The following is a 25,083-nucleotide window of genomic DNA, read 5'->3' on the forward strand; positions in this document are numbered from 1 at the left end:
TCAGTTAAAGCTGACGAAAGCGGCTTCGCAGCGTAAAGGTATCCGAGGTGACATACCGCTCCATTTCCCGCAGGCGCTTTTCGCCTGCCGACAGTTCGATATCCACCGCATCCAGTAACTCACTGCTGGTGGGCGCATTTTCATCGCTCATGGCGCTGTCCGGCATCGGGTCCAGCACAAAGGATAAAATGATATAGGCCACCAGAGTGATAAACGCCAGACCAAAGAAAATGGAGAGTACCGTTACCACGCGCACCAGCTTCACCGGCACGTCGAGGTAGTGCGCCAGCCCGGCGCAGACGCCGCGCACCATCCCCTGCTGGGGGATACGCCACAATTTTTTATTTAGATTTAGTCCCATTAACGGTCCCTCCAGTTCGGATGCTCAGCGTCCAGAATCGCTTCCAGCGCCTGAATACGTTCGCGCATTTTATTGGCGTCCTGAGTTAATTGCGCCAGGCGCTGGTGTTCGCTTTGCGACAGCTCTCCCCGGGAAGAACGGTTGCTGTAGTGCAGCCATAACCAGATCGGCAGAACAAACAGCACGAAAATGGTCAGCGGAATGGCAAGAAAAAGCGCGCTCATGTCTACTCCTTGTCTTATGAGTGGCGGCGCCAGCTGGCGCCGCAGTCGTTATTATTGATTGTCTTGTTTCATTCTGGCCTTTAGCGCGGCCAGCTGCTCGCTGATTTCATCATCCGCTTTCAGGTCGGCAAACTGCTGATCCAGCGTTTTCTGTTTACCAAAGCTATGGCTTTCCGCTTCGGCCTCCATCTGATCGATACGGCGCTCAAAAGACTCGAAACGCGCCATCGCTTCGTCAATCTTGCCGCTGTCGAGCTGGCGGCGCACATCGCGGGACGAATTTGCCGCCTGGTGACGCAGCGTCAGGGCCTGCTGACGGGCGCGGGTTTCGCTCAGCTTGTTCTCCAGCTCCGCAATCTCTTTTTTCATGCGGGCAAGCGTTTCGTCCACCAGCGTCACTTCCTGCTCAAGAGTGGCGACGATATCGGTCAGCTTCTGTTTTTCAATCAGCGCAGAGCGGGCCAGATCGTCTTTGTCTTTGCGCAGCGCCAGCTCCGCTTTCTCCTGCCATTCGGCCTGCTGGGCGGTCGCCTGGTCAATACGGCGCGTCAGCTGCTTCTTCTCTGCCAGCGCACGGGCAGAGGTAGAGCGCACTTCAACCAGCGTATCTTCCATCTCCTGAATCATCAGACGAACCAGCTTCTGTGGATCCTCTGCTTTCTCCAGCAGTGAGTTGATGTTGGCGTTCACGATGTCGGCAAAACGAGAAAAAATACCCATAATTGAATCCTCACATTTTCTGTTATCGGGCTATGCCCTGCTGTATAGCCAATACAATTCTCGTGCCAGTTTTTTATCTTATTGATTTTACATGAAGTGATTGCTTTTTCGCCCGTAGCAACCTAATCTCGCTTAGTGAATCACACCAATAAATGGTTAATTTCATCATGGCTGAATTTAAAGACACCCTATTGGGGGAAGCTAACAGCTTTCTCGAAGTGCTTGAGCAGGTATCCCGACTGGCGCCGCTGAATAAACCGGTGCTGATTATCGGCGAACGTGGCACCGGCAAAGAGCTGATCGCCAACCGGTTGCACTACCTGTCCGGGCGATGGGATGGGCCGTTTATCTCCCTGAATTGCGCCGCACTGAACGAGAACCTGCTGGATACCGAACTCTTCGGCCATGAGGCAGGGGCGTTTACCGGCGCGCAGCGGCGCCACCCCGGCCGCTTCGAGCGAGCCGATGGCGGTACGTTGTTCCTGGATGAACTGGCGACCGCGCCAATGCTGGTGCAGGAGAAATTGCTGCGCGTTATTGAATATGGCGAGCTGGAGCGCGTGGGCGGCAGCCAGCCTTTGCAGGTGAACGTGCGGCTGGTGTGTGCCACTAACGCTAATTTGCCGGAGATGGTGGAGCAGGACAGGTTTCGTGCTGACCTTTTGGATCGGCTGGCATTTGACGTCGTCAACCTGCCACCGCTGCGCGAACGGCGCAGCGATATCATGCTGCTGGCGGAACAGTTTGCCATTCAGATGTGTCGCGAGCTGGGTCTGCCGCTGTTTCCAGGCTTCAGCCAGCACGCCCGCGAAACGCTGCTCGACTACCGCTGGCCGGGCAATATCCGCGAGCTGAAAAACGTAGTGGAGCGCTCCGTTTATCGTCACGGCAGCAGCGAGACAGAGCTGGATGAGATCGTTATCGATCCCTTTCATCGCCCTGCGCAGCCCTCCCTCAGTCAGGCCCACGCTGCGGCTGCCCCCGACCTGCCCCTGGATCTGCGCCAGTTCCAGCAGGCGCAGGAAAAGCAGCTCCTGGAGCAGAGTCTGCATGAGGCGAAATTTAATCAGAAACGCGCGGCTGAACTGCTGGGCCTGACCTACCATCAATTGAGGGCATTGCTTAAAAAGCATCACATGCGCTGACAATATCAGCACTTATCCGCAGACATTTTTACGAAGCAGGTGTAAGTGCGATACACTTTGCAGATCGTCACTAAAAACCTTAAAAATTATGCGCCTGGTTTTCTCGTCCCTGATTGCGCTTGGCCTGCTATGTAGCCAGGCTTTTGCCGCGCCTGTGCCTGCGGATCGCGCGGATATTCGCGACAGCGGTTTTGTCTACTGCGTAAGTGGGCAGGTCAATACCTTCAACCCGCAGAAAGCGAGCAGCGGCCTGATCGTCGATACCCTCGCCGCGCAGCTCTATGACCGCCTGCTGGATGTGGATCCTTATACCTATCGCCTGGTGCCGGAGCTGGCAGAGAGCTGGGAAGTGCTGGACAGCGGTGCCACGTACCGCTTCCGTTTGCGCGATGATGTCAGCTTCCAGACCACGCCATGGTTTAAGCCTACCCGCAAACTCAATGCGGATGACGTCGTCTTTACCTTCCAGCGTATTTTTAACCGCGACCATCCCTGGCACTACATCAATGGCGGTAGTTTCCCCTACTTCGACAGCCTGCAGTTTGCCGATACGGTGAAAAACGTGCGCAAGCTGGATAACCGCACCGTAGAATTCACTCTGGCGCGTCCGGACGCCTCTTTCCTCTGGCATCTGGCGACGCACTATGCCTCGGTGATGTCCGCCGAATATGCCACCCAGCTGAACCTGCAGGATAAAGAGGAGCTAATGGATCGCCAGCCTGTGGGAACCGGTCCATTCCAGGTGGCGGAGTACCGTGCCGGCCAGTATGTGCGTTTGCAACGCCATGAGAAATTCTGGCGCGGCACGCCGCTCATGCCGCAGGTGGTGGTGGATTTAGGCTCCGGCGGCACAGGGCGCTTGTCAAAACTGCTCACCGGCGAGTGCGATGTGCTGGCATGGCCCGCCGCCAGCCAGCTGACCATTCTGCGCGACGATCCGCGTCTGCGACTGACCCTGCGTCCGGGCATGAATATCGCGTACCTGGCTTTCAACACCGATAAGCCGCCGTTGAATAACCCGGCGGTGCGCCACGCCCTGGCGCTGGCAATCAATAACCAGCGTCTGATGCAGTCCATCTATTACGGTACCGCAGAAACCGCCGCCTCAATATTGCCGCGCGCTTCGTGGGCTTATGATAGCGAGGCTAAAATTACCGAGTACAACCCGGAGAAATCACGCGAGCAGCTCAAAGCGTTGGGGGCAGAAAACCTCACCCTGCAGCTCTGGGTACCTACCAGTTCCCAGGCCTGGAACCCCAGCCCGCTGAAGACTGCCGAGCTGTTGCAGGCCGATCTGGCGCAGGTGGGTGTCAAAGTAATTATTGTGCCGGTAGAGGGCCGTTTTCAGGAGGCGCGCCTGATGGACATGAACCATGATTTAACCCTGTCTGGCTGGGCAACAGACAGTAACGACCCGGACAGTTTCTTCCGGCCGCTACTGAGCTGCGCGGCGATCGATTCGCAGACCAACTATGCCCACTGGTGCAACCGCGAGTTCGATGCCATTCTGCGTAAAGCGCTGTCGACCCAGCAGCTGGCGGCGCGCATCGATGCCTATGATGAAGCGCAAATGATACTTGCGAAAGAGCTGCCGGTGTTGCCGCTGGCCTCATCCTTACGTCTGCAGGCGTACCGATACGATATTAAAGGCCTCGTCCTCAGTCCGTTTGGCAATGCGTCCTTTGCCGGTGTGTCCCGCGAGAATCAAGAAGAGGTGAAAAAACCGTGATTATTTTTACCTTACGTCGGCTGCTCTTGCTGCTCATCACCCTCTTCTTTCTGACCTTAGTGGGCTTTAGCCTGAGCTATTTCACGCCTCACGCGCCGCTGCAGGGCGCGTCCCTGTGGAATGCATGGTGGTTCTGGTTTGAAGGCGTGCTGCACTGGGACTTCGGCGTATCCAGCATTAACGGTCAGCCTATCGCCGAACAGCTAAAAGAGGTATTCCCCGCCACCATGGAGCTCTGTATCCTGGCATTCGGCTTTGCGCTGATGGTGGGGATCCCGGTGGGGATGCTTGCCGGGGTCACCCGCAATAAATGGCAGGATAAACTTATCAGCGCCATCGCCCTGCTCGGCTTTTCAGTGCCCGTGTTCTGGCTGGCGCTGCTATTGACGCTCTTTTTCTCGTTAACGCTTGGCTGGCTGCCGGTTTCAGGACGTTTTGACCTGCTGTATGCGGTGAAAACCGTCACTGGCTTCGCGATTATTGACGCCTGGCTCTCAGATTCGGTCTGGCGACATGAGATGATCATTAGTGCCGTGCGCCATATGGTGCTACCGGTGCTGGCGCTGGCCGTGGCGCCGACCACAGAGGTGATCCGCCTGATGCGCATCAGTACAAGCGAGGTGTTCGATCGTAACTATGTTAAAGCTGCCGCCACGCGCGGTTTGTCGCGGCTGACGATTTTACGTCGCCACGTCCTGCACAATGCCCTGCCGCCGGTGATACCGCGTCTTGGCCTGCAGTTTTCCACTATGCTGACCCTGGCCATGATTACCGAGATGGTCTTTAGCTGGCCTGGCCTGGGACGTTGGTTGATTAATGCGATACGCCAACAGGACTATGCCGCGATCTCTGCGGGAGTAATGGTGATTGGCGCGCTGGTGATCATTGTTAACGTGTTATCCGATATTCTGGGCGCTATGGCTAACCCGCTGAAACATAAGGAATGGTATGCCTTACGATAGCGTATACAGTGAAAAGCGCACGCCCGGCGCGTTGCGCACCGTGTGGCGTAATTTCTACAGCGACACCACGGCCATGATCGGCCTTTATGGCTGCGGCGGACTGGCGCTGCTGTGTATTTTAGGTGCCTGGTTTGCCCCCTATGGCATCGATCAGCAGTTTCTTGGCTATCAGCTATTGCCGCCTTCCTGGTCGCGCTACGGCGAAGTCTCTTTCTTCCTCGGCACCGATGACCTCGGGCGCGATGTGTTAAGTCGTCTGTTGAGCGGCGCGGCGCCGACGGTGGGCGGCGCCTTTGTGGTCACGCTGGCCGCCACGCTGTGTGGTCTGGTGTTAGGCATTATTGCTGGTTCCACCCATGGCCTGCGCTCGGCGGTGATGAATCATATTTTAGATACGCTGCTGTCGATTCCGTCGCTGCTGCTGGCGATCATCGTGGTGGCCTTCGCCGGACCGCATCTGACCCACGCCATGTTTGCGGTGTGGCTGGCGCTGCTGCCGCGCATGGTGCGCTCGGTTTACAGCCTGGTCCACGATGAGCTGGAAAAAGAGTATGTGGTGGCTGCCCGTCTGGATGGCGCCACCACCTTCAATATTCTGTGGTTCGCGGTGCTGCCCAATATCGCCTCCGGTATGGTTACAGAGATCACCCGCGCCCTGTCGATGGCCATTCTTGATATCGCCGCACTTGGTTTTCTCGACCTGGGGGCGCAGCTGCCTTCGCCGGAATGGGGCGCGATGCTGGGTGACGCGCTGGAACTGATCTATGTTGCGCCCTGGACGGTGATGCTGCCGGGTGCGGCGATTATGATTAGCGTATTACTGGTGAACCTGCTTGGCGACGGGATCCGCCGTGCCATTGTGGCGGGGGTGGAATAATGCCGTTACTGGATATTCGCAATCTGACGATTGAATTTAAAACCGGCGAAGGCTGGGTAAAAGCGGTCGATCGCGTCAGCATTACCCTGAGCGAAGGTGAGATCCGCGGGCTGGTGGGCGAGTCGGGCTCGGGCAAAAGCCTAATTGCCAAAGCGATTTGCGGCGTGGCGAAGGATAACTGGCGCGTCACCGCCGACCGTATGCGCTTTGACGATATCGATCTGCTGCGCCTCTCGCTCCGCGAGCGACGTAAGCTGATGGGCCATAACGTGTCGATGATCTTTCAGGAGCCGCAATCCTGTCTCGATCCCTCGGAGCGGGTGGGTAAACAGCTGATGCAGAACATCCCCGGCTGGACCTATAAAGGCCGCTGGTGGCAGCGGTTTGGCTGGCGTAAACGCCGGGCCATTGAGCTGTTGCACCGGGTGGGGATCAAAGATCATAAAGACGCTATGCGCAGCTTCCCGTACGAACTGACGGACGGCGAGTGTCAGAAAGTGATGATCGCTATTGCGCTGGCCAACCAGCCGCGCCTGCTGATTGCCGACGAACCGACCAACGCGATGGAGCCCACCACCCAGGCGCAAATCTTCCGCCTGCTCACCAGGCTTAATCAGAACAACAACACGACTATTCTGCTGATCAGCCATGACCTGCAGATGCTGAGTAAATGGGCCGATAAGATTGATGTGATGTACTGCGGTCAGACCGTGGAAACCGCCGGTAGCGAGGATTTGATCACCACACCGCATCACCCTTATACCCAGGCACTGATCCGCGCGATCCCCGATTTTGGCAGCCCGATGCCGCATAAAAGCCGCCTGAATACGTTGCCCGGGGCAATCCCGCTGCTGGAACATCTGCCGATTGGCTGTCGTCTGGGGCCGCGCTGTCCCTATGCGCAGCGTAAATGTATTGAAACCCCGCGCCTGGCCGGGGCGAGGAACCATCTGTATGCCTGCCATTTCCCGCTGAACATGGAGAGAGAGTGACATGGTCGAAACCCTGCTGGAAGTGCGCAACCTGAGTAAGACCTTTCGCTATCGCACCGGTTTATTTCGCCGTCAGACCGTCGAAGCAGTGAAGCCACTGAGTTTTACCCTGCGTGAAAAGCAGACCCTGGCGATCATCGGTGAGAACGGCTCGGGGAAATCGACGCTGGCGAAAATGCTGGCCGGGATGATCGAACCCTCAGATGGCGAAGTCCTGATTGACGACCATCTGCTGAAATTTGGCGATTACTCGTTTCGTAGCCAACGGATCAGGATGATTTTCCAGGATCCCTCTACCTCGCTGAACCCGCGCCAGCGTATTTCGCAGATCCTCGATTTTCCACTGCGTCTGAATACCGATCTTGCGCCTGAAGCGCGGCGTAAGCAAATTATTGAAACCCTGCGTATGGTCGGGCTGCTGCCGGATCACGTCAGCTATTATCCGCACATGCTGGCGCCGGGTCAGAAACAGCGTCTGGGTCTGGCCCGCGCGCTGATCCTGCGCCCCAAAGTGATCATCGCTGACGAAGCGCTGGCTTCGCTGGATATGTCGATGCGTTCACAGTTAATCAATCTGATGCTGGAGTTGCAGGAGAAACAGGGTATTTCGTATATCTACGTGACCCAGCATCTGGGGATGATGAAGCACATCAGCGATCAGGTGCTGGTGATGCACGAAGGCTCGGTGGTAGAGCGTGGCAGTACCGCGTCGGTGCTCGCCGCCCCGCTTCACGACCTGACTAAACGTTTAATTGCCGGGCACTTTGGCGAAGCCTTAACCGCCGATGCCTGGCGAAAAGATCGCTGACCTGCCCCGTATGGAGTGGTCGGATTAACACTGTACGCGACACATGCTATTATCGCCGCGTTTTAACGACGGTTGTTCACTTAAACAACGACCGCCACAACAATGAATATAAGGATTAAGAGCTATGGGTTTTCTTTCCGGTAAGCGCATTCTGGTCACTGGCCTTGCCAGCAAACTGTCTATCGCATACGGCATCGCACAGGCAATGCATCGCGAAGGCGCTGAGCTGGCATTCACCTACCAGAACGACAAGCTGAAAGGCCGCGTAGAGGAGTTCGCCGCGCAGCTGGGTTCCAGCATTATTCTGGAATGCGACGTTGCTAAAGATGAAAGCATCGATGGCATGTTCGCTGAGCTGGCAAAATCCTGGCCGAAATTTGACGGTTTCGTTCACTCCATCGGTTTTGCTCCGGGCGACCAGCTCGACGGCGACTACGTAAACGCGGTCACCCGTGAAGGCTTCAAAATCGCGCACGACATCAGCTCCTACAGCTTTGTGGCGATGGCGAAATCCTGCCGCTCCATGCTGAACCCGGGCGCTGCCCTGCTGACCCTGTCCTATCTGGGTGCTGAGCGCGCCATCCCTAACTACAACGTGATGGGTCTGGCGAAAGCTTCTCTGGAAGCAAACGTGCGCTATATGGCGAACGCAATGGGTCCTGAAGGCGTTCGAGTGAACGGTATCTCTGCGGGTCCAATCCGTACTCTGGCTGCTTCCGGTATCAAGGACTTCCGTAAAATGCTGGCGCATTGCGAAGCCGTTACGCCGATCCGTCGCACCGTAACCATCGAAGACGTGGGCAACTCCGCGGCATTCCTGTGCTCTGACCTCTCTGCTGGCATCTCCGGCGAAGTGGTTCACGTTGACGGCGGTTTCAACATCGCTGCAATGAACGAGCTGGAAATTAAATAAGTTCGTTACCTTCCCGCTCCGGCGGGAAGGTTTACCTGCCGCTCTGCCCCGTCCCGCTTTTCCCGCGTTATTCCGTTCCGCTATTTGTTATCACTTAACAATATTTTTCCGCTTATCCTCCTTCCGCCAGGATATTGATCGCCATTTTGAGATCAAGGAACGCACATGGAACAACGCCGTATTTCTGGCAAAGGCCACTGGTATCATGAGACCCAGTCCAGTAGCAGCCCGACGGAAGTCCTGCCTTTGGTTCCCGAAGCAGCACACGTCGCCGACCGCTTTTTGCTGAACATCGTGCTGCCTGCAACGCTGCTTGCCGCCTGTGAACGCTGGTTAACCCCGGCCCGGGCGCTGTGCGATCTCTTTTTTCCGCGTACCGTGGCGGTAACCCGCCTGCGCACGCTTAGCGCTTACGATCGTTTCAGCACCGCCCTGACCGTTGCACAGGTGTGTGGCGTGCAGCGGCTCTGTAACCATTACGCCGCCCTCCTCGCCCCGCTTCCCGGTCCCGACTCCTCCCGTGAAAGCAATCGCCGTCTCGCCCAGATTACGCAATATGCCCGCCAGCTTGCCAGCTCGCCGGACGTGATCGACAGCAAAGCGCAGCAGGGGCTTGATGAGGTAGGTCTGACGGTGTATGACATTGTGACCATCAATCAGATTATTGGCTTTGTGGGCTTTCAGGCGCGGGTAGTAGCGGTTTTTCAGGCCCTGCTCGGCCATCCTGTGCGCTGGCTACCCGGCCACCATATCCCGCCCCAGGCTCTGCCGTACAATAATGACCTCAACACATGGCAGCCCGCTGTGCCGGGCGTCGAGCGATGTCAGGCCAGCCCGCAACAGCTGGCGTCGCTTGAACGCTGGCAGGATGAGCCGTTATTGCAGCACCTTACGCCGGTGCTATGCCATGAACCATTACTCCTCGATCGCACAGGTGAAATACTGATTAGCGGTATTTGCGCCGCGTATAAAGACGACGCAAATGACGAGGCGATACAACGAGCCGTGGAGCAGCTGGCGCGATCGCCGGATCAATTCAGCGCCGCGCAGTTTACGCCGCTGACGGATGACGACCTGTCGCCAGTGCAGGCCATCAATCTCCTTGCCTGGAGCGCTTTTTGCGGCTGGCTGAACCGTCTTAACATCGCCATTGGCAGAGGCGAATAACCCTACTAACGACCTAAAGAGCGCTTGCTGTAGCAGTGAGATTCGCGTAAAACTGTCAGCCGCTCAATGGCTACGAAAATAGATCACTATGCTCCAGGATAACCCGCTGCTAGCGCAGCTTAAACAGCAACTGCATTCCCAGACGCCACGCGCTGAAGGGGTCGTAAAAGCCACGGAAAAAGGCTTTGGCTTTCTTGAAGTCGATGCGCAGAAAAGTTACTTCATTCCGCCGCCGCAGATGAAGAAAGTGATGCACGGCGATCGTATTACGGCCGTGATCCATAGCGAAAAGGATCGTGAATCAGCCGAGCCTGAAGAATTAATTGAACCTTTCCTGACCCGTTTTGTAGGTAAGGTGCTCAGAAAAGATGACCGTCTGTCCATCATTCCGGACCATCCCCTGCTGAAAGACGCCATCCCTTGCCGCGCTGAGCGTGGCGTCTCGCATGATTTTAAAGAAGGTGACTGGGCCGTGGCAGAAATGCGCCGTCATCCTCTGAAGGGCGATCGCGGTTTCTATGCTGAACTGACCCAGTTTATTACCTTCGGCGAAGATCATTTCGTGCCGTGGTGGGTAACGCTGGCGCGCCATAATCTTGAAAAAGAAGCGCCAGAAGGCGAAGCGACGGATATGCTGGACGAAGGTCTGGAGCGTCGCGATCTGACCGCCCTGAATTTTGTCACCATCGACAGCGCCAGCACCGAAGATATGGACGACGCGCTGTATGTGGAAGAGCAGGCTGAGGGTAAGCTACTGTTAACCGTAGCGATTGCCGATCCTACGGCCTGGATCGCTGAAGGCACACCGCTGGATAATGCGGCCAAAATCCGTGCCTTTACCAATTATCTGCCGGGCTTCAATATTCCGATGCTGCCGCGCGAACTCTCTGATAATTTGTGCTCGCTGCGCGCCAACGAAGTGCGCCCGGTCCTGGCCTGCCGCATGACCGTGGCCGCTGATGGCACTATCGAAGAGAACATCGAATTCTTTGCCGCCCTCATCGAGTCCAAAGCCAAGCTGGTGTACGACGAAGTGTCGGACTGGCTGGAAAACAGCGGCAGCTGGCAGCCAGAAAACGAGGCCATTGCCGAACAGATCCGCCTGCTGCAGCGCGTCTGCCTGAGCCGCAGCGAATGGCGTAAGACCCATGCGCTGGTCTTCAAGGATCGCCCTGACTACCGCTTTATTCTCGGTGAAAAAGGTGAAGTGCTGGACATCGTTGCTGAGCCGCGCCGCATTGCTAACCGTATCGTTGAAGAGTCGATGATTGCGGCTAACATCTGCGCGGCCCGCGTGCTGCGCGATAAACTCGGTTTTGGCATCTATAACGTGCACACCGGTTTTGACCCGGCCAACAGCGAAGCGCTGGCGGCGCTGCTGAAAACCCACGACGTGCATGTGGATCCGCAGGAAGTCCTGACCCTGAATGGCTTCTGCAAGCTGCGCCGTGAGCTCGATGCTCAGCCGTCAGGTTTCCTCGACAGCCGCATTCGTCGCTTCCAGTCTTTCGCAGAGATCAGCACCGAACCAGGCCCGCACTTTGGCCTGGGGCTGGAAGCCTACGCAACCTGGACATCACCGATTCGTAAGTACGGCGATATGGTTAACCACCGTCTGCTGAAAGCGATCGTCAAAGGTGAAACCATCGCTCGTCCGCAGGACGACGCCACCGTACAGATGGCCGAGCGCCGTCGCCTTAACCGCATGGCAGAACGTGACGTCGGCGACTGGCTGTACGCGCGTTTCCTGAAAGACAAGGCGGGAACGGACACCCGTTTTGCTGCGGAAATTATCGATATCAGCCGTGGCGGCATGCGCGTGCGTCTGGTGGATAATGGCGCCGTGGCCTTTATTCCTGCGCCGTTCCTGCACGCCGTCCGTGACGAACTGGTCTGCAGCCAGGAAAACGGCACCGTTCAGATCAAAGGTGAAGTAGCCTATAAAGTGACTGAGGTTATTGACGTCACTATCGCTGAAGTCCGTATGGAGACCCGCAGCGTTATTGCCCGCCCTGCAGTCTGATTGTTGTCTGTGTAAAGGTCGGTTCATCTGTTGTAGATGAGCCGACTTTTATTTTTGCATTAACCTCAGATTCATCATTTTTCCTTCCCTTTTTCTCCCCTAAATCGCGAAAAGCGATCACACTTATTAATGACAGTCTGGTTGACGTTTCAACCTGTGATCGGAATATTCATTCGCCCGTATCCTTTTTTGCTGTTCTCGTTCTAATATAAGAATACTGGGAAAAACAATAAGTTTAGTTTGGTATTACCGCTATTTAAGCGCGATTAAACTGACTGGAAATGCACACTGTGTGCAATTAAGTGCGCCTGGGAGAGAGCATGATTGACGATCTGGAGCAAAATTTGCTGTTTCGTTACATGGGCACCCACAGTCCCTGGTGGCGCCTGACGGCGGACAGCAATGCGCTTCATCTTGCCGCCAGCGAAAGTGCCGATACCACGGAGGTTGTGGCGCTGAGTGATGAGCAGGCCAACAGCATTCGCCAGATGACCGTCATTACCTCCAGTATAACCATGACGCTCTCCCTGTACGGAACCGAGGTGCCTGTGCATCTGGTCGGCCGTAAAATCAATAAAAAAGAGTGGACCGGTACCGCTTCTGCCTGGAATGACACCCCCTCTGTCGCCCGCGATCTGGCGCAGGGTTTATCCTTTGCCGAACAGGTGGTATCAGAAGCCAACTCGGTCATTGTGATCCTCGATCGGCACGGCAATATCCAACGCTTTAACCGTCTGAGCGAAGAATATACCGGAATGAAAGAGCACGAAGTTATTGGTCAGAACGTTTTCAAACTGTTTATGAGCCGCAGCGAGGCTGCCGCTTCCCGCCGTAATATCAGCGGTTTTTTTCGTGACGGCAGCTCCTATGAAGTCGAGCGCTGGATTAAAACCCGCAAAGGACAGCGGTTATTTCTGTTTCGTAATAAATTTGTGCACAGCGGCAGCGGGAAAAATGAAATTTTCCTTATCTGTTCTGGTACGGATATCACTGAAGAACGTCGGGCGCAGGAGCGTCTCCGGGTACTCGCCAATACCGACACTATTACCGGTCTGCCAAACCGCAATGCTATTCACGACCTGATCAGCGAGGCAATAGCAACCCGGGGTGATGGACAGGTGGGCGTGGTCTACCTTGATCTCGATAATTTCAAAAAAGTGAATGACGCCTACGGGCACATGTTTGGCGATCAACTATTGCAGGCGGTGGCGCTGGCCATTCTCAGCTGCCTGGAAGACGGGCAGGTGCTGGCGCGATTGGGGGGCGATGAGTTTATCGTGCTGGCCACCGGCACGTCGCAGGGCGCGCTCGAAGCCATGGCCTCGCGGATACTGACCCGACTGCGTCAGCCCTTCCGGATTGGTTTAATTGAAGTCTATACCGGTTGTTCGCTGGGCATCTCCCTCGCCCCACAGCACGGCACCGATCGGGAAAGCGTGATCCGCAATGCCGACACCGCCATGTATACCGCCAAAGAGAACGGACGCGGCACGTTCTGCGTCTTCTCGCCGGAGATGAATCAGCGCGTCTTTGAATACCTCTGGCTGGATACCAACCTGCGCAAGGCATTGGATAACGACCAGCTGGTGATCCACTACCAGCCGAAAATCACCTGGCGGGGCGAGGTAAAAACTCTCGAAGCGCTGGTGCGCTGGCAATCACCGGAGCGCGGGCTGATCCCGCCGCTGGAGTTTATCTCCTATGCCGAAGAGTCGGGGCTCATCGTGCCGCTGGGCCGTTGGGTCATGCTTGATGTGGTACGTCAGGTCGCCAAATGGCGTGACAAAGGCATCAACCTGCGGGTGGCGGTTAACGTCTCGGCCCGCCAGCTGGCGGATCAGACAATTTTCAGCGATCTGAAACAGGCGCTGAAGGACCTTGATTTCGAATACTGCCCGGTTGACGTGGAGCTGACCGAAAGCTGCCTGATTGAAAACGAAGAGCTGGCGCTGTCAGTGATCCAGCAGTTCAGCCAGCTGGGGGCGCAGATCCACCTGGATGATTTCGGTACGGGTTATTCATCGTTATCACAGCTGGCTCGTTTCCCTATCGATGCCATTAAGCTCGACCAGGCATTTGTCCGGGATATCCATAAGCAGTCGGTGTCACAATCGCTGGTGCGCGCGATTGTCGCGGTTGCTCAGGCGCTGAATTTGCAGGTGATTGCCGAAGGGGTGGAGAGCGCGAAAGAAGACGCCTTTCTGACAAAGAATGGCGTCAATGAACGACAGGGTTTTCTGTTTGCTAAGCCCATGCCCGCTGTCGCATTCGAGCGATGGTTTAAACGCTATCAGTCACGTAATTCGCGTTAGCTGGCTTTACGCAGTCCTGATGCCGTATGGCGATCCTGCAGCAGAACCAGCCGCTGCATATAGGCAACGTCCTTAGGTTGCAGGCAGAATGCGGCATCCACCCAATCTTCTGTGATATCCATCAATTCACTGCGCGGCAGCTGCAGTACGCGCTGACGCGCGCGGAGCATTGCTCTGACGCCATTCATCTTGGGTTGTAGCGTGTCGATAAAGGTTCGCGTCGCCACATAGCCCTGACCGGGTTCGAACAGTACGTCTACCAGACCGTGCTGGTGGTACCATTCCGCGGTGTGAGACTCTCCCTTATAGATCAGCTCCTCTGCCAGTTTCATACCGGAACGACGGGCCACGAGCGAATAGCCGCCCATACCGGGAAACAGGTTAAAGGCGATCTCCGGGAACCCTAAGCGGGCATCCCGTTGTGCCAGTAAAAAGTGATGCGCCAGCGCAGCCTCAAAACCACCGCCCAGGGCACTCCCCTCAACCATTGACAGAGTGATCGCCCCGGTATCAAAACCCCGGGACGCGGCGTGTACGCAGTCCACACAGGCGCGGGCATAGGCCCGAAGCGCTTCCCGACGACCATTCTCAATACAGTCGACAAAGAAGCGTAAGTCACCACCGGTATTATACATTTCGGGCACCAGCGAACCTGTCACCCAGAAATCAACCTCAAACCCGGACTGCCGCACCAGCCACGACAGGTTCATAATCTCCTCTATAAGCGCATGATTGAAGCAAGGACGTGGCTGGGCACGTAACATCATCCACACCGTACGTCTCTCCTCCTCGTAATAACCGGCGAGCTGGGTGAATCGTGCAGAATCAGTAAACAGTTTACAGGTAGCCTGATTGATAATTGTCATAGTCTAATTCCTCATAGAAAAAAGCGCCTTGCGCGCAGAATTAGACTAATCCACTACTAAAGTCCTACGTATAAAGAAGCATCAAAATATCACTACCATTAATGTACTTTCGTTAGCACACTTTTTCCCTTCTCTTTTGCCTTCAATTTCTGCATCATTGAATTTATTCACTTTTCATTTAGGGATGAGAGTATGTCTGATATCGATGCACTGAAAGTTGCACAACGTATTGATACTGTGCTGGATATTCTGGTCGCAGGCGATGTGAACTCTGCTCTTCGTAATCTCGAGATATTAAAATCAGAATTACTGACCCAGGCGGGCGAACAGAAAAACCTCGACGCAGTACCACCTAAATCGCCGTGGGAAGTTTAAAAAAACGCCTCGTCTCTCGTGTTTATGTCAGTTTTCAACTAACGGCTATGCCGTTTTAATATGGATGCTATGAACTCCCGACAACAAATAATATTACAGATGGTGATCGACACCGGGCGTGTGAGCGTCGTTGATCTGGCAAAAACGACCGGCGTGTCAGAAGTCACCATCCGCCAGGATCTCAATCTTCTGGAAAAAATGAGTTATCTTCGTCGCGCCCACGGCTATGCCGTGCCGCTGGACAGCGAAGATGTTGAAACGCGCATGATGAACAACTACGCGTTGAAACGTGAGCTGGCGGAATTTGCCGCTTCTTTAGTAAATAATGGCGAAACGGTGTTTATCGAAAACGGCAGCTGTAATGCCCTGCTCGCCCGTACCCTGGCTGAACAGAAAGAAGACGTCACCATCGTCACGGTGAGCAGCTATATTGCGCATCTTCTGAAGGAGACACGTAGCGAAGTCATTTTACTGGGCGGTATCTACCAGAAAAAAAGCGAAAGTATGGTTGGCCCGCTTACGCGTCAGTATGTTCAACAGGTCCATTTCAGCAAAGCCTTTATCGGCATCGATGGCTGGCAGCCTGAAACTGGCTTTACTGGCCGGGACATGATGCGCTCCGATGTGGTGAACGCGGTACTGGAGAAAGGCGGCGAAGCCATTGTACTGACCGACAGTTCGAAGTTCGGTGCGGTTCATCCCTACATGATGGGTCCTGTCTCCCGCTTCAGTCGGGTGATTACCGACGAGAGTATTAAACAGGCGCACGTCGCTAAGCTGCAACAAGACGGCTTAACTGTCGATATCGTTAAAAAACCTGCCTGACGCCACCTCAACGCCCGACTATTCGGGCGTTATTTTCCCGCCCTTCGCTCTGAGACTATTCCGAGCAATCCTTTAAGACTATTTACCTGTTGGATCAGTGATAAAGACGTAAAATTATTGTTAGCGATATAACAGGAAGTAACTATCACCTGCGTGATCTTGTAACACCTGCGCGAACACGTTTCATGGAAAGCGGCGCTTGAGAGTATTGATATTCACTTAAGCGAAATAATTTCCGTGGATCAATATTTCAGGAGAATGAATTATGACTTTTAACAGCAAAAAATTATCCGCTGCTATGCTGGCCGTTACGCTGGCATTGTCCCTGAGCGCATGCTCCGGCATGAGCAAACAAAGCCGTAACACCGCGATTGGTGCAGGTGCAGGCGCAATCGGTGGTTCCGTCTTAACCGACGGCAGCGCGCTGGGTACCCTGGGTGGTGCTGCGGTGGGCGGGATTATCGGTCACGAGGTAAGTAAGTAAATAAAATACCGATTGCCGCTGCAGTCATTTGATAATGCCCTGTTATTTTTGGCTTTATCTGAAAATAAAAATATTAAGCCACGGCTCAGGCCGTGGCTTATCTGTTTCAGCCCGCGTTAACCGCCAGCTAATTTCACTTTCATCCCTTTTGCTTCCAGCAGAGATTTAATCAGATCCCGCTTATCACCCTGAATTTCGATGACACCATCTTTAACCGACCCGCCGCATCCGCATTTTTTCTTCAGCTCTGCGGCAATTTGCGCCAGAGTCGCATCGTCGGCATCAATCCCGGTCACCAGACAAACGCCCTTCCCTTTACGCCCGCTGGTCTGGCGTTGAATGCGAACAATACCATCGCCTTTAGGTCGCTCTGCGACTTCTTTTGGTTCATCAATGCGCCCGGAATCTGTCGAGTAGACGAGGCGGCTGTTAGTATCGCGCATTACGCCCCCTTTTGAAGTGATGCGTTGATGGCTTTCAGAGCCAGTGCCGGATCGCTAGACTGGGTTACCGGTCGACCAATAACCATATAGTCTACTCCCGCCGCCAGCGCCTGTTCAGGCGTCATGATTCGGCGCTGATCCCCAGCGTCGCTTCCCTGGGGGCGAATACCTGGCGTTACCAGCTTAAAGTTCTGGGCGATTGCGCTCTTGAAGCGGACCGCCTCATGGGCGGAACAGACGACGCCGTCAAGACCGCAGGTGTGAGCGAGACGCGCCAGACGTTCAGCATGCTCTGCCGGTGACAACGTCACGCCGAGGTCCAACAGGTCGCTGGCTTCCATGCTGGTCAGCACGGTGACTGCTATCAGTAACGGGGCATCTTTACCAAAAGGAAGCAGGGCTTCCCGTGCGGCGGTCATCATGCGCGCCCCGCCGGTGGCATGAACGTTTACCATCCAGACCCCAAGCTCAGCCGCTGCAGCTACGGCATGCGCAGTAGTATTCGGAATATCGTGGAATTTAAGATCCAGAAAAACATCAAAACCGCGCTGTTGCATATCGCGAACAATTTGCGGGCCAAAGAGCGTGAACATCTCTTTACCGATTTTCAGTCGGCAGTCGCGCGGGTCAATACGATCAACGAACGCAAGCGCATTATCACGATTGTTGTAATCCAGAGCGACAACAACAGGAGATTCAGTAACTACGCGGGAGGAAGATGAAGCTACAGACGTCATGACCGGACCTTCTCGTCGATGGGCGCCGCATCGGCGCGGGAATGTTAAACGGCGTGCATTCTACCTGCGCATCACAGAAATTAACAGGTTACATTTTCATTCCTGCCCAACCACAACGCGCACGAACCGGGCTTGAAAGACAGATTTAAGCATGTTGTAACTAAAGTAAGCTTTTTTAAAAATTACTGCCCATCGAGACCGCGAATTGGCTTAATGGTAGACCAGGCCCGGCATGACGGACAGTGCCAGTACAGCGAATATGCCGTAAAACCACACTTCTGGCAGCGATAGCGCGGCTTGCTACGTACCTGTTCGCCAACCATGTCGCGCAGAACCATCAGACTCTCTTTGGCACGCCCCTCTTCCGCATCGTTCAGGTGGTAATCCATTAACTTATGAAAAACGCGCATGGTGGGATGGCGCTGCAGCTGGCGGGTAATATAAACCTGCGCAGTATCACTGCCTTCATGCTCCTGGACCACATCCGCCAGCATCAGCTCAGCAGTGGCCCCGGTATTCTCTTCCACGCAGCGACGCAGGAAAGCCACCCACTCTGCGTCCATGCCCAGCTGCTGATAGCAGGTTTGCAGCATCTCCAGGGTTTCGCTGACCAGCTCTTTATCCTGGTCGATAACCCTGAGCAGGCTCTCAACTGCTTTCTGATAATCCCCTTTCGCCATATACACGCGCCCCATCATAATGGAGACACGCGCGCTACTGCGATCGGCTGCGGCACCCTTGCGAAGAAGCGCCATAGCTTTGTCCATATCTTCGTTGCCCATCTGTTGTAAAGCCAGCTCACAATAGAAATGGGCAATTTCAACGCGCTGTTTGTCTTTTCCGAGCTTCACCAGACGTTCCGCGACGTCGATCGCTTTCTGCCATTCGCTGGTCGCCTGATAAATTTGCAGCAGCTGCTGCAGGGCGCTGATGCGAAAATCAGTCTCATCCACCAGCTGGTTAAACATCTCTTCGGCACGATCGTAGAGCCCAGCCGCCATATAGTCGCGGCCAAGCTGCTGTACGGCCAGCAAACGCTGCTCATAGGTTAATGAGGCGCTTTCCATTAAGGTCTGGTGGATACGGATGGCGCGGTCAACTTCACCGCGGGAACGGAACAGATTGCCGAGGGTAAGGTGGGCTTCGACGGTACCGGTATCCTCTTTCAGCATCTCAAGGAACAGGTCTACCGCTTTATCCTGTTGATTGCTCAGGAGGAAGTTAACCCCGGCGACGTAGTCGCGTGAAAGGCGGTTCGCTTCATCCTGTTTTGTCTGTTGCGCACTTCTGCGGCCCATATACCAGCCATAGGCTGCGGCTACAGGCAAAAGCAGAAACAACAACTCCAGCATCTTTGATTATTCCTTCGCTACCGGCACACCTGAACTTACCGGGACGTCGGTCGGAGGCGCAATTTGGTATTCAAGACGTTTAATTTTACGTTCGGCCCGGGCGAGTGTTACCCGAACTTTCAGCCAGAACAGACCGCAAATCAGCCAGCCGATAACAAACCCTGCAGCAAAAAGGACCGCCAGGAGGCTGGAAATCCGATACTCGCCTTGCGCCAGCAGATAATTAAAGGTTACCTGTTGATCGTTTTGCGCACCTAATGTGACGGAAATGACAAAAATCGCCAACACCAGTAAGAAAATGAGTAAATATTTCACATTACTTCCCGTTATGTGGTTTGAGCGAATAAAGAGTGTTCACCATAGCGTAACCAGCCTTATAAACTACCATTTTCAGGACGGGCGCGAAACGGAAAAAGCGTCGCGCCACGTTCAGATCTGCGGCTTAATATAAGAATTTCAACCTTCGTCAGCTTTCTTCCTCTCTTGCGGCAATTTCTTGTTCCTCTTCTGCCGGAGGCGTAAGTGGTCCACAGAATCGCTCGGCAAGCCAGGTCGCACAAGTAATCAACAGCCATGAGATCAGGGTGGCAACAACCAGATCACGCGGCCAGTGCATACCCAGCAGCAAACGGCTTCCCATTACGGCGGTTGCCCAGACCAGCAGTACGACGATGGTCACCGTGCGTCGACGAGGCCATAGTAGTCCGACCCCCAGTAACGCCCAGCTAGCCGCAAACATGGTATGCCCGGACGGGAAAGCGAAACCGGTCTCTTTCTGCCAGTGTTTACGTAAAAAAGTGGGAATAGTTTGTTGTTCAGCAAGCTGTTCTTTCACCAGCTCGCCGCGGGCTTTACGCTTTAAATTGTAGAAGTCGTTGACCGGAACATGGTGAGTTTTTTCCAGCCAGACCACGAAAGGTCGAGGTTCCTGTACCCGCTCTTTCACCCAGGATTTTACGCCCTGACCGATAAGAATAACGCCCGCCAGGATGGCAAAGAGCATGATAGCGGCCCGCAGACGAAAACGCAGGCACCACAAAAACCAGCCGCATAACAGCGTATGGGTAATAATCCCCCAGGGTTGGGTGACCGTCTCCGTTACCCAGAACAGCGCTTTCAACCATCCGCTATTCACGCCCGGCTGCCACTGCCAGCCTGATATCCATAAGGCCGCAGGTATAATGAGCAATATCCCTGCGCCAACCGCCGTGCGGCGGGCAATTGAAAGCATGTCGACTCCTTTTTTCGATAAGCCCCACAATCATAACCGAAAAATGACAGCTGCGTAAAAATGTCGGATTGTGCGTTTAACGTTCGTTAAGCCGGCAGCGATTAGGTGAACCCGCGCAGCTTGTGGCAAAATAAGACAATACCGACAGCCAAACAGGCGAAAGACACAAGGCGTGTCAGCATTTTCTGGAGAATCACATGCAGCTTAAACGTGTGGCAGAAGCCAATCTGCCAACCCCATGGGGCGATTTCCTGATGGTGGGCTTTGAAGAACTGGCAACCGGGCAGGATCACGTTGCGTTAGTGTTCGGCGATACGTCCGGGCAGACGCCGGTCCTGGCACGTGTTCATTCCGAGTGTTTGACGGGTGACGCCCTGTTTAGTCTGCGCTGCGATTGTGGTTTTCAGCTGGAAGCCGCCCTGTCGCACATTGCGGAAGAAGGCCGTGGCATCCTGCTTTATCACCGTCAGGAGGGCCGTAATATTGGTCTGCTGAATAAGATCCGCGCCTATGCATTGCAGGATCAAGGTTATGACACCGTCGAAGCCAACCACCAGCTGGGCTTTGCTGCTGATGAACGTGATTTCACCCTGTGCGCTGATATGTTCAAGCTTTTAGGGGTGGATGAGGTACGTCTGCTGACCAACAACCCGCGTAAGGTTGAGATCCTGACCGAAGCCGGGATTAACATCGTTGAACGTGTGCCGCTAATTGTGGGCCGCAACCCAAAAAACGAACACTATCTGGATACTAAAGCAGCGAAGCTTGGGCACCTGCTTAGCAAGTAAAAACAACCGCCCGGCAGAGTGCGCCGGGCGGATATCTTTTTAATTCAGCATATTACGAATTACATAGTGTAAGATGCCGTCGTTCTGATAGTAGGTGAGCTCCGTCGCGGTATCAATACGACAGCGGCAGTTCACGATCTCGACTTGCCCGTCCGCCCGCGTCAGTTTAACCGGAACGGTTGTGCCAGGCGTCAGATTCTGGAGATCCGCAATATCAATGCGCTCCTCACCTGTCAGACCCAGCGTTTTACGCGACGCCCCTTGCGGAAATTCCAGCGGTAAAATCCCCATCCCGATCAGGTTGGAACGGTGAATACGCTCAAATGATTCGGCAATGACGACCCGCACGCCAAGCAGTCTTGGTCCTTTTGCCGCCCAGTCACGGCTTGAGCCTGAGCCGTACTCTTTCCCGGCAATCACCGCCAGCGGCGTGCCTTCCTGCTGGTACTTCATCGCAGCATCGTAAATCGAAATCACTTCCGTACCCGGGAGATGACGCGTCATCCCACCTTCTACGCCAGGAACCATTTCGTTACGAATACGAATATTGGCGAAGGTGCCCCGCATCATCACCTCATGGTTGCCGCGACGCGAACCATAGGAGTTGAAATCACGGCGCTCCACGCCACGGCTCTGGAGATAACGCCCTGCCGGACTGTCCGCTTTGATACTGCCCGCCGGGGAGATATGGTCAGTGGTTACTGAGTCTCCAAGAATGGCGAGTACGCGCGCGCCGTGGATATCCTCCAGCGGTTTGGGCTGTGCCAGCATATCGTCAAAGAAAGGCGACAGGCGGATGTATGTGGAATCATCCTGCCAGCTGTAAGTATCGGAACGCGCCACCTCGATGCTTTTCCACTCCGGCGTGCCTTCAAACACTTCAGCATACTCTTTACGGAACATGTCGGTAGAGACTTTTTCAACCGCGAGGGCGATCTCCTGGGCCGAAGGCCAGATATCTTTCAGATAAACCGGATCCCCTTTGCGATCCTGGCCCAGCGGATCGGTCGCCAGATTGATATTCATATTGCCCGCCAGGGCGTATGCCACCACCAGCGGCGGGGAGGCCAGCCAGTTGGTTTTTACCAGCGGATGAATACGCCCTTCAAAATTACGGTTGCCCGACAGCACTGCCCCTACCGTCAAATCACCCTGCTTGATTGCTGTCTCGATAGGTTCGGGAAGCGGCCCGGAGTTACCGATGCAGGTGGTACATCCGTAACCCACCAGGTTAAAGCCCAGCTCGTCCAGATATGGCGTCAGGCGCGCCTGAGCCAGATAATCGGAAACCACCTTAGAACCCGGCGCCAGCGAGGCTTTTACCCACGGCTGACGTTTCAGGCCAAGGGTGACCGCTTTTTTGGCCAGTAGCCCTGCCGCCATCAGCACGCTGGGGTTCGAGGTATTGGTGCAGGAGGTTATAGCCGCGATCGCTACCGCCCCGTCCGGGAGCTGGTACTGATGACCATTCATCACGTAATCAATAGGTCGCCTGTCTTTCTGCGCGGTATTGACCTCCAGTTCATTGCTGGCGGCAAAAGCTTTAGGCACGTCCGCCAGGGCCACACGATCCTGGGGTCGTTTTGGCCCGGCCAGGCTCGCTTCAACCTCAGCCATATCCAGCGCCAGAGTGCTGGTAAACACCGGTTCATCGCCCGGGTTACGCCACATACCCTGTGCTTTGGCATAGGCCTCCACCAGCGCGACCTGCTCACTGCTGCGTCCGCTGAGGCGCATATACTCAAGCGTCACGCCATCAATCGGGAAGAAACCACAGGTAGCGCCATACTCAGGCGCCATATTGGCGATAGTGGCCCGGTCCGCCAGCGGCAGCGAATCAAGCCCATCTCCATAAAATTCAACAAATTTACCCACCACGCCGTGCTTACGCAGCATCTGGGTCACGGTGAGCACCAGGTCAGTGGCGGTGATGCCCTCGCTGAGCTTGCCGGTCAGCTTAAAGCCGACCACGTCCGGAATGAGCATGGAAACCGGCTGGCCGAGCATCGCAGCTTCGGCTTCGATTCCCCCTACCCCCCAGCCCAGCACGCCGAGGCCGTTGATCATGGTTGTATGGGAATCCGTGCCGACAAGCGTATCCGGGTAGGCCACCCACTCTTTATCCTGCAGTTCACTCCACACCGCTTTGCCGAGATACTCCAGGTTGACCTGATGACAGATGCCGGTGCCAGGCGGGACAACGCTGAAGCGGCTGAACGCCTGCTGGCCCCATTTTAGAAACACGTAACGTTCGTGGTTACGCTCCATCTCCAGGCGAACGTTCTCTTCAAAGGCATCATCATCGCCAAAATGGTCCACGGTCACCGAGTGGTCAATAACCAGATCGACCGGGGAGAGCGGGTTCACTTTGGCAGTATCTCCCCCAAGGCGCTTGACCGCTTCACGCATCGCCGCCAGATCGACTACTGCCGGGACGCCAGTAAAATCCTGCATCAGAACCCTGGCGGGACGATAGGCGATCTCCCGGTCGGCGTGGGCGCTCTGCAACCACCCCGCCAGGGCATGAATATCCTCTGCCGTCACAGAGACCTCATCCTGCCAGCGCAGGAGATTTTCCAGTAATACTTTCAGCGACTTGGGTAAGCGCGCAATATCCCCAAGTTCCTTTGCGGCCAGCGGCAGGCTGTAGTAGTGATAGGTTTTGTTCTCAGCCTGCAATGTATCCTTACTGGCTTCGCGTAGGGTTAACGACATAAGCTCCTCCTTAATTACCGGGATTGCGATGCCCTGACTTTTATCAGGGCCGTAATTAAAGATAACACATCGTCACCGTAACGATTTGATAACAACTCAAATGGACAAATTTGGTGTGATAACAGGACGTAAAAAAAGCCCCGCGGAAGCGAGGCCTTCATCATTCAGTGTAGGGTGAGCCAGATTAGCTGGCACCAGAAGAGAATCGAGAGGGAAAATGCGGCCATCCACGACCAGTATTTGACTCCGGATATATTATTCATCATTGCGACACCACTCTTTATTTATTCATATGTGGCTGAATTTGCCACAGTACGGTATTGCTGATATGTATTTCTTAGAGAGTACAAAAGCGCATCGGATTATTATTTTGCATCGCTGATAATAATAATTATTGTTTTTTAGCTTCGTCTTCTGCGAACAAATCAATGAAGGCCTGCTGCTGCGCCGACAGTTTCCAGGATGCCGGAGCATTATTTGCAGCCTCATGACGAACCTTACGGCGAGTGTCACGCTGTTGACATACTGGCTTTACTGCTTCACTACGCCCCTGAACCGTCATAGTTAACCCCAGAATTTCCAGACCAGAATGGCCACCACTACCCAAAACAGGGTGGAACCGAGAAACACCGCCAGCCAGGCTTTACGCTTAAGTCCTGGGTCCCGTTGTGGCTCGTGACTTCCTGACGGCATTGCTAACCTCTTACAATCGACTTCGCTTATCATTTTAGTACCAAACAATTGGTATAAGTAATCGTGACTGAGATAAATCCTAAAGAAACTTTAGTCGAAAATCCAGCGAATTTACGAATCGTCAACCGTGAAATAATTAATCTTTTGAGCGGAAATATATAAATGAAACGAGGGATTTGCGTAGCGGCTATTTATTTTCTATGTTTGTTGGCTTTTCACAACGCGTCTATGAAAGAACGCCGTAACGCTATGGTTATCAGGGGAAATGAAAGAGAGTTGGCGGGATTTTAATTCAGTACAATGCAGATATAAGGGTATCTTCCCCGAAGGAAAGATACCCC

27 protein-coding genes are annotated in these 25,083 nt (G+C 54.6%); 14 read left to right on the forward strand and 13 right to left on the reverse strand.

All coding sequences use genetic code 11. From position 1 onward, the window contains the following. Positions 1-4 precede the first annotated feature (4 nt). Genes pspC through pspA form a run of 3 tightly spaced genes read right to left on the reverse strand, consistent with a single transcriptional unit; the run spans position 5 to position 1,305 of the window. A complete protein-coding gene (pspC, locus tag MXM41_RS03135) occupies positions 5-361 on the reverse strand; it encodes an envelope stress response membrane protein PspC (protein ID WP_325929846.1) in 357 nt (118 codons plus the stop codon). Then, a complete protein-coding gene (gene pspB, locus MXM41_RS03140; protein WP_039031876.1) occupies positions 361-585 on the reverse strand; it encodes an envelope stress response membrane protein PspB in 225 nt (74 codons plus the stop codon). The genes pspC and pspB overlap by 1 nt, the downstream gene beginning before the upstream one ends. Positions 586-636: 51 nt before the next feature. After that, positions 637-1,305 carry a phage shock protein PspA gene (pspA, locus tag MXM41_RS03145; protein WP_325929848.1) on the reverse strand — a complete coding sequence of 223 codons (669 nt, stop codon included), beginning with the start codon at positions 1,303-1,305 and terminating at the stop codon, positions 637-639. A 167-nt stretch (positions 1,306-1,472) separates the two neighbouring features. On the opposite strand from pspA, the gene pspF reads away from it, so the two are divergent. From pspF to pdeR, 10 genes are all read left to right on the forward strand, one after another. Next, the gene (pspF, locus tag MXM41_RS03150) at positions 1,473-2,450 is read left to right on the forward strand and encodes a phage shock protein operon transcriptional activator (RefSeq protein ID WP_325929850.1); all 978 of its coding nucleotides are present in this window, start codon (positions 1,473-1,475) and stop codon (positions 2,448-2,450) included. Between the two features lie 88 nt (positions 2,451-2,538). Next, the gene (sapA, locus tag MXM41_RS03155) at positions 2,539-4,179 is read left to right on the forward strand and encodes an ABC transporter substrate-binding protein SapA (RefSeq protein WP_325929851.1); all 1,641 of its coding nucleotides are present in this window, start codon (positions 2,539-2,541) and stop codon (positions 4,177-4,179) included. Next, positions 4,176-5,141: a putrescine export ABC transporter permease SapB gene (gene sapB, locus MXM41_RS03160; protein WP_325929852.1), complete on the forward strand. Its 966-nt coding sequence runs from the start codon at positions 4,176-4,178 to the stop codon at positions 5,139-5,141. The genes sapA and sapB overlap by 4 nt, the downstream gene beginning before the upstream one ends. After that, positions 5,128-6,018, forward strand: a complete 891-nt coding sequence (sapC, locus tag MXM41_RS03165) for a putrescine export ABC transporter permease SapC (protein WP_325929854.1) — start codon at positions 5,128-5,130, stop codon at positions 6,016-6,018. Before sapB ends, sapC begins: the two co-directional genes overlap by 14 nt. Next, positions 6,018-7,010 carry a putrescine export ABC transporter ATP-binding protein SapD gene (gene sapD / locus MXM41_RS03170; protein WP_325929855.1) on the forward strand — a complete coding sequence of 331 codons (993 nt, stop codon included), beginning with the start codon at positions 6,018-6,020 and terminating at the stop codon, positions 7,008-7,010. The genes sapC and sapD overlap by 1 nt, the downstream gene beginning before the upstream one ends. A gap of 1 nt (position 7,011) precedes the next feature. Then, positions 7,012-7,818, forward strand: coding sequence for a putrescine export ABC transporter ATP-binding protein SapF (gene sapF / locus MXM41_RS03175; RefSeq protein ID WP_325929856.1), 807 nt, complete (start codon positions 7,012-7,014; stop codon positions 7,816-7,818). A gap of 124 nt (positions 7,819-7,942) precedes the next feature. Continuing rightward, positions 7,943-8,731, forward strand: a complete 789-nt coding sequence (gene fabI, locus MXM41_RS03180) for an enoyl-ACP reductase FabI (protein WP_325929857.1) — start codon at positions 7,943-7,945, stop codon at positions 8,729-8,731. A 165-nt stretch (positions 8,732-8,896) separates the two neighbouring features. Then, positions 8,897-9,898 (forward strand): CMD domain-containing protein, encoded by a 1,002-nt coding sequence (locus tag MXM41_RS03185; RefSeq protein ID WP_325929858.1) that lies wholly within the window; start codon positions 8,897-8,899, stop codon positions 9,896-9,898. An 88-nt stretch (positions 9,899-9,986) separates the two neighbouring features. Further along, complete coding sequence (locus tag MXM41_RS03190; RefSeq protein WP_325929859.1) at positions 9,987-11,921, forward strand: exoribonuclease II; 1,935 nt, start codon at positions 9,987-9,989, stop codon at positions 11,919-11,921. A gap of 320 nt (positions 11,922-12,241) precedes the next feature. Next, complete coding sequence (gene pdeR, locus MXM41_RS03195) at positions 12,242-14,233, forward strand: cyclic di-GMP phosphodiesterase (RefSeq protein ID WP_325929860.1); 1,992 nt, start codon at positions 12,242-12,244, stop codon at positions 14,231-14,233. Here pdeR and MXM41_RS03200 read toward each other — a convergent pair. Then, positions 14,230-15,099, reverse strand: coding sequence for a crotonase/enoyl-CoA hydratase family protein (locus MXM41_RS03200; protein ID WP_325929861.1), 870 nt, complete (start codon positions 15,097-15,099; stop codon positions 14,230-14,232). The genes pdeR and MXM41_RS03200 overlap by 4 nt on opposite strands. Before the next feature lie 192 nt (positions 15,100-15,291). On the opposite strand from MXM41_RS03200, the gene MXM41_RS03205 reads away from it, so the two are divergent. The 3 genes from MXM41_RS03205 (at position 15,292) to osmB (ending at position 16,783) form a co-directional block, all read left to right on the forward strand. After that, the gene (locus MXM41_RS03205) at positions 15,292-15,474 is read left to right on the forward strand and encodes a hypothetical protein (RefSeq protein ID WP_325929862.1); all 183 of its coding nucleotides are present in this window, start codon (positions 15,292-15,294) and stop codon (positions 15,472-15,474) included. Between the two features lie 69 nt (positions 15,475-15,543). Continuing rightward, complete coding sequence (locus MXM41_RS03210) at positions 15,544-16,299, forward strand: DNA-binding transcriptional regulator YciT (protein WP_325929863.1); 756 nt, start codon at positions 15,544-15,546, stop codon at positions 16,297-16,299. 265 nt (positions 16,300-16,564) lie between these two features. Continuing rightward, positions 16,565-16,783, forward strand: coding sequence for an osmotically-inducible lipoprotein OsmB (gene osmB / locus MXM41_RS03215; protein ID WP_325929864.1), 219 nt, complete (start codon positions 16,565-16,567; stop codon positions 16,781-16,783). Between the two features lie 116 nt (positions 16,784-16,899). Here osmB and yciH read toward each other — a convergent pair whose 3' ends face one another. The 5 genes from yciH to pgpB form a co-directional block, all read right to left on the reverse strand. Next, positions 16,900-17,226, reverse strand: coding sequence for a stress response translation initiation inhibitor YciH (gene yciH, locus MXM41_RS03220; protein WP_325929865.1), 327 nt, complete (start codon positions 17,224-17,226; stop codon positions 16,900-16,902). Then, positions 17,226-17,963: an orotidine-5'-phosphate decarboxylase gene (gene pyrF / locus MXM41_RS03225; protein ID WP_325929866.1), complete on the reverse strand. Its 738-nt coding sequence runs from the start codon at positions 17,961-17,963 to the stop codon at positions 17,226-17,228. Before pyrF ends, yciH begins: the two co-directional genes overlap by 1 nt. 182 nt (positions 17,964-18,145) lie before the next feature. Then, complete coding sequence (gene lapB, locus MXM41_RS03230; protein ID WP_325929867.1) at positions 18,146-19,315, reverse strand: lipopolysaccharide assembly protein LapB; 1,170 nt, start codon at positions 19,313-19,315, stop codon at positions 18,146-18,148. A 6-nt stretch (positions 19,316-19,321) separates the two neighbouring features. Then, positions 19,322-19,630, reverse strand: a complete 309-nt coding sequence (locus MXM41_RS03235) for a LapA family protein (protein ID WP_271284186.1) — start codon at positions 19,628-19,630, stop codon at positions 19,322-19,324. 151 nt (positions 19,631-19,781) lie between these two features. After that, positions 19,782-20,546, reverse strand: a complete 765-nt coding sequence (gene pgpB, locus MXM41_RS03240; RefSeq protein ID WP_325929868.1) for a phosphatidylglycerophosphatase B — start codon at positions 20,544-20,546, stop codon at positions 19,782-19,784. Between the two features lie 197 nt (positions 20,547-20,743). Between pgpB and ribA the strand changes: the two genes are divergently transcribed. Continuing rightward, positions 20,744-21,334, forward strand: coding sequence for a GTP cyclohydrolase II (ribA, locus tag MXM41_RS03245; RefSeq protein ID WP_325929869.1), 591 nt, complete (start codon positions 20,744-20,746; stop codon positions 21,332-21,334). Between the two features lie 39 nt (positions 21,335-21,373). On the opposite strand, the gene acnA is transcribed toward ribA, so the two are convergent. From acnA to MXM41_RS03265, 4 genes are all read right to left on the reverse strand, one after another. Continuing rightward, positions 21,374-24,049, reverse strand: a complete 2,676-nt coding sequence (gene acnA, locus MXM41_RS03250; protein ID WP_325929870.1) for an aconitate hydratase AcnA — start codon at positions 24,047-24,049, stop codon at positions 21,374-21,376. A gap of 164 nt (positions 24,050-24,213) precedes the next feature. Continuing rightward, entirely contained in the window at positions 24,214-24,312 is a 99-nt protein-coding gene (gene ymiC, locus MXM41_RS03255; protein ID WP_418936770.1) for a small membrane protein YmiC, read from the reverse strand. Positions 24,313-24,440: 128 nt separating this feature from the next. Continuing rightward, a complete protein-coding gene (locus MXM41_RS03260; RefSeq protein ID WP_325929872.1) occupies positions 24,441-24,611 on the reverse strand; it encodes a hypothetical protein in 171 nt (56 codons plus the stop codon). Positions 24,612-24,613: 2 nt separating this feature from the next. Then, positions 24,614-24,775: a YmiA family putative membrane protein gene (locus MXM41_RS03265; protein WP_325929873.1), complete on the reverse strand. Its 162-nt coding sequence runs from the start codon at positions 24,773-24,775 to the stop codon at positions 24,614-24,616. Positions 24,776-25,083 lie beyond the last annotated feature (308 nt).

Source organism: Leclercia adecarboxylata, from assembly GCF_035787115.1.
Taxonomy (GTDB): Bacteria; Pseudomonadota; Gammaproteobacteria; order Enterobacterales; family Enterobacteriaceae; genus Enterobacter; species Enterobacter adecarboxylatus_E.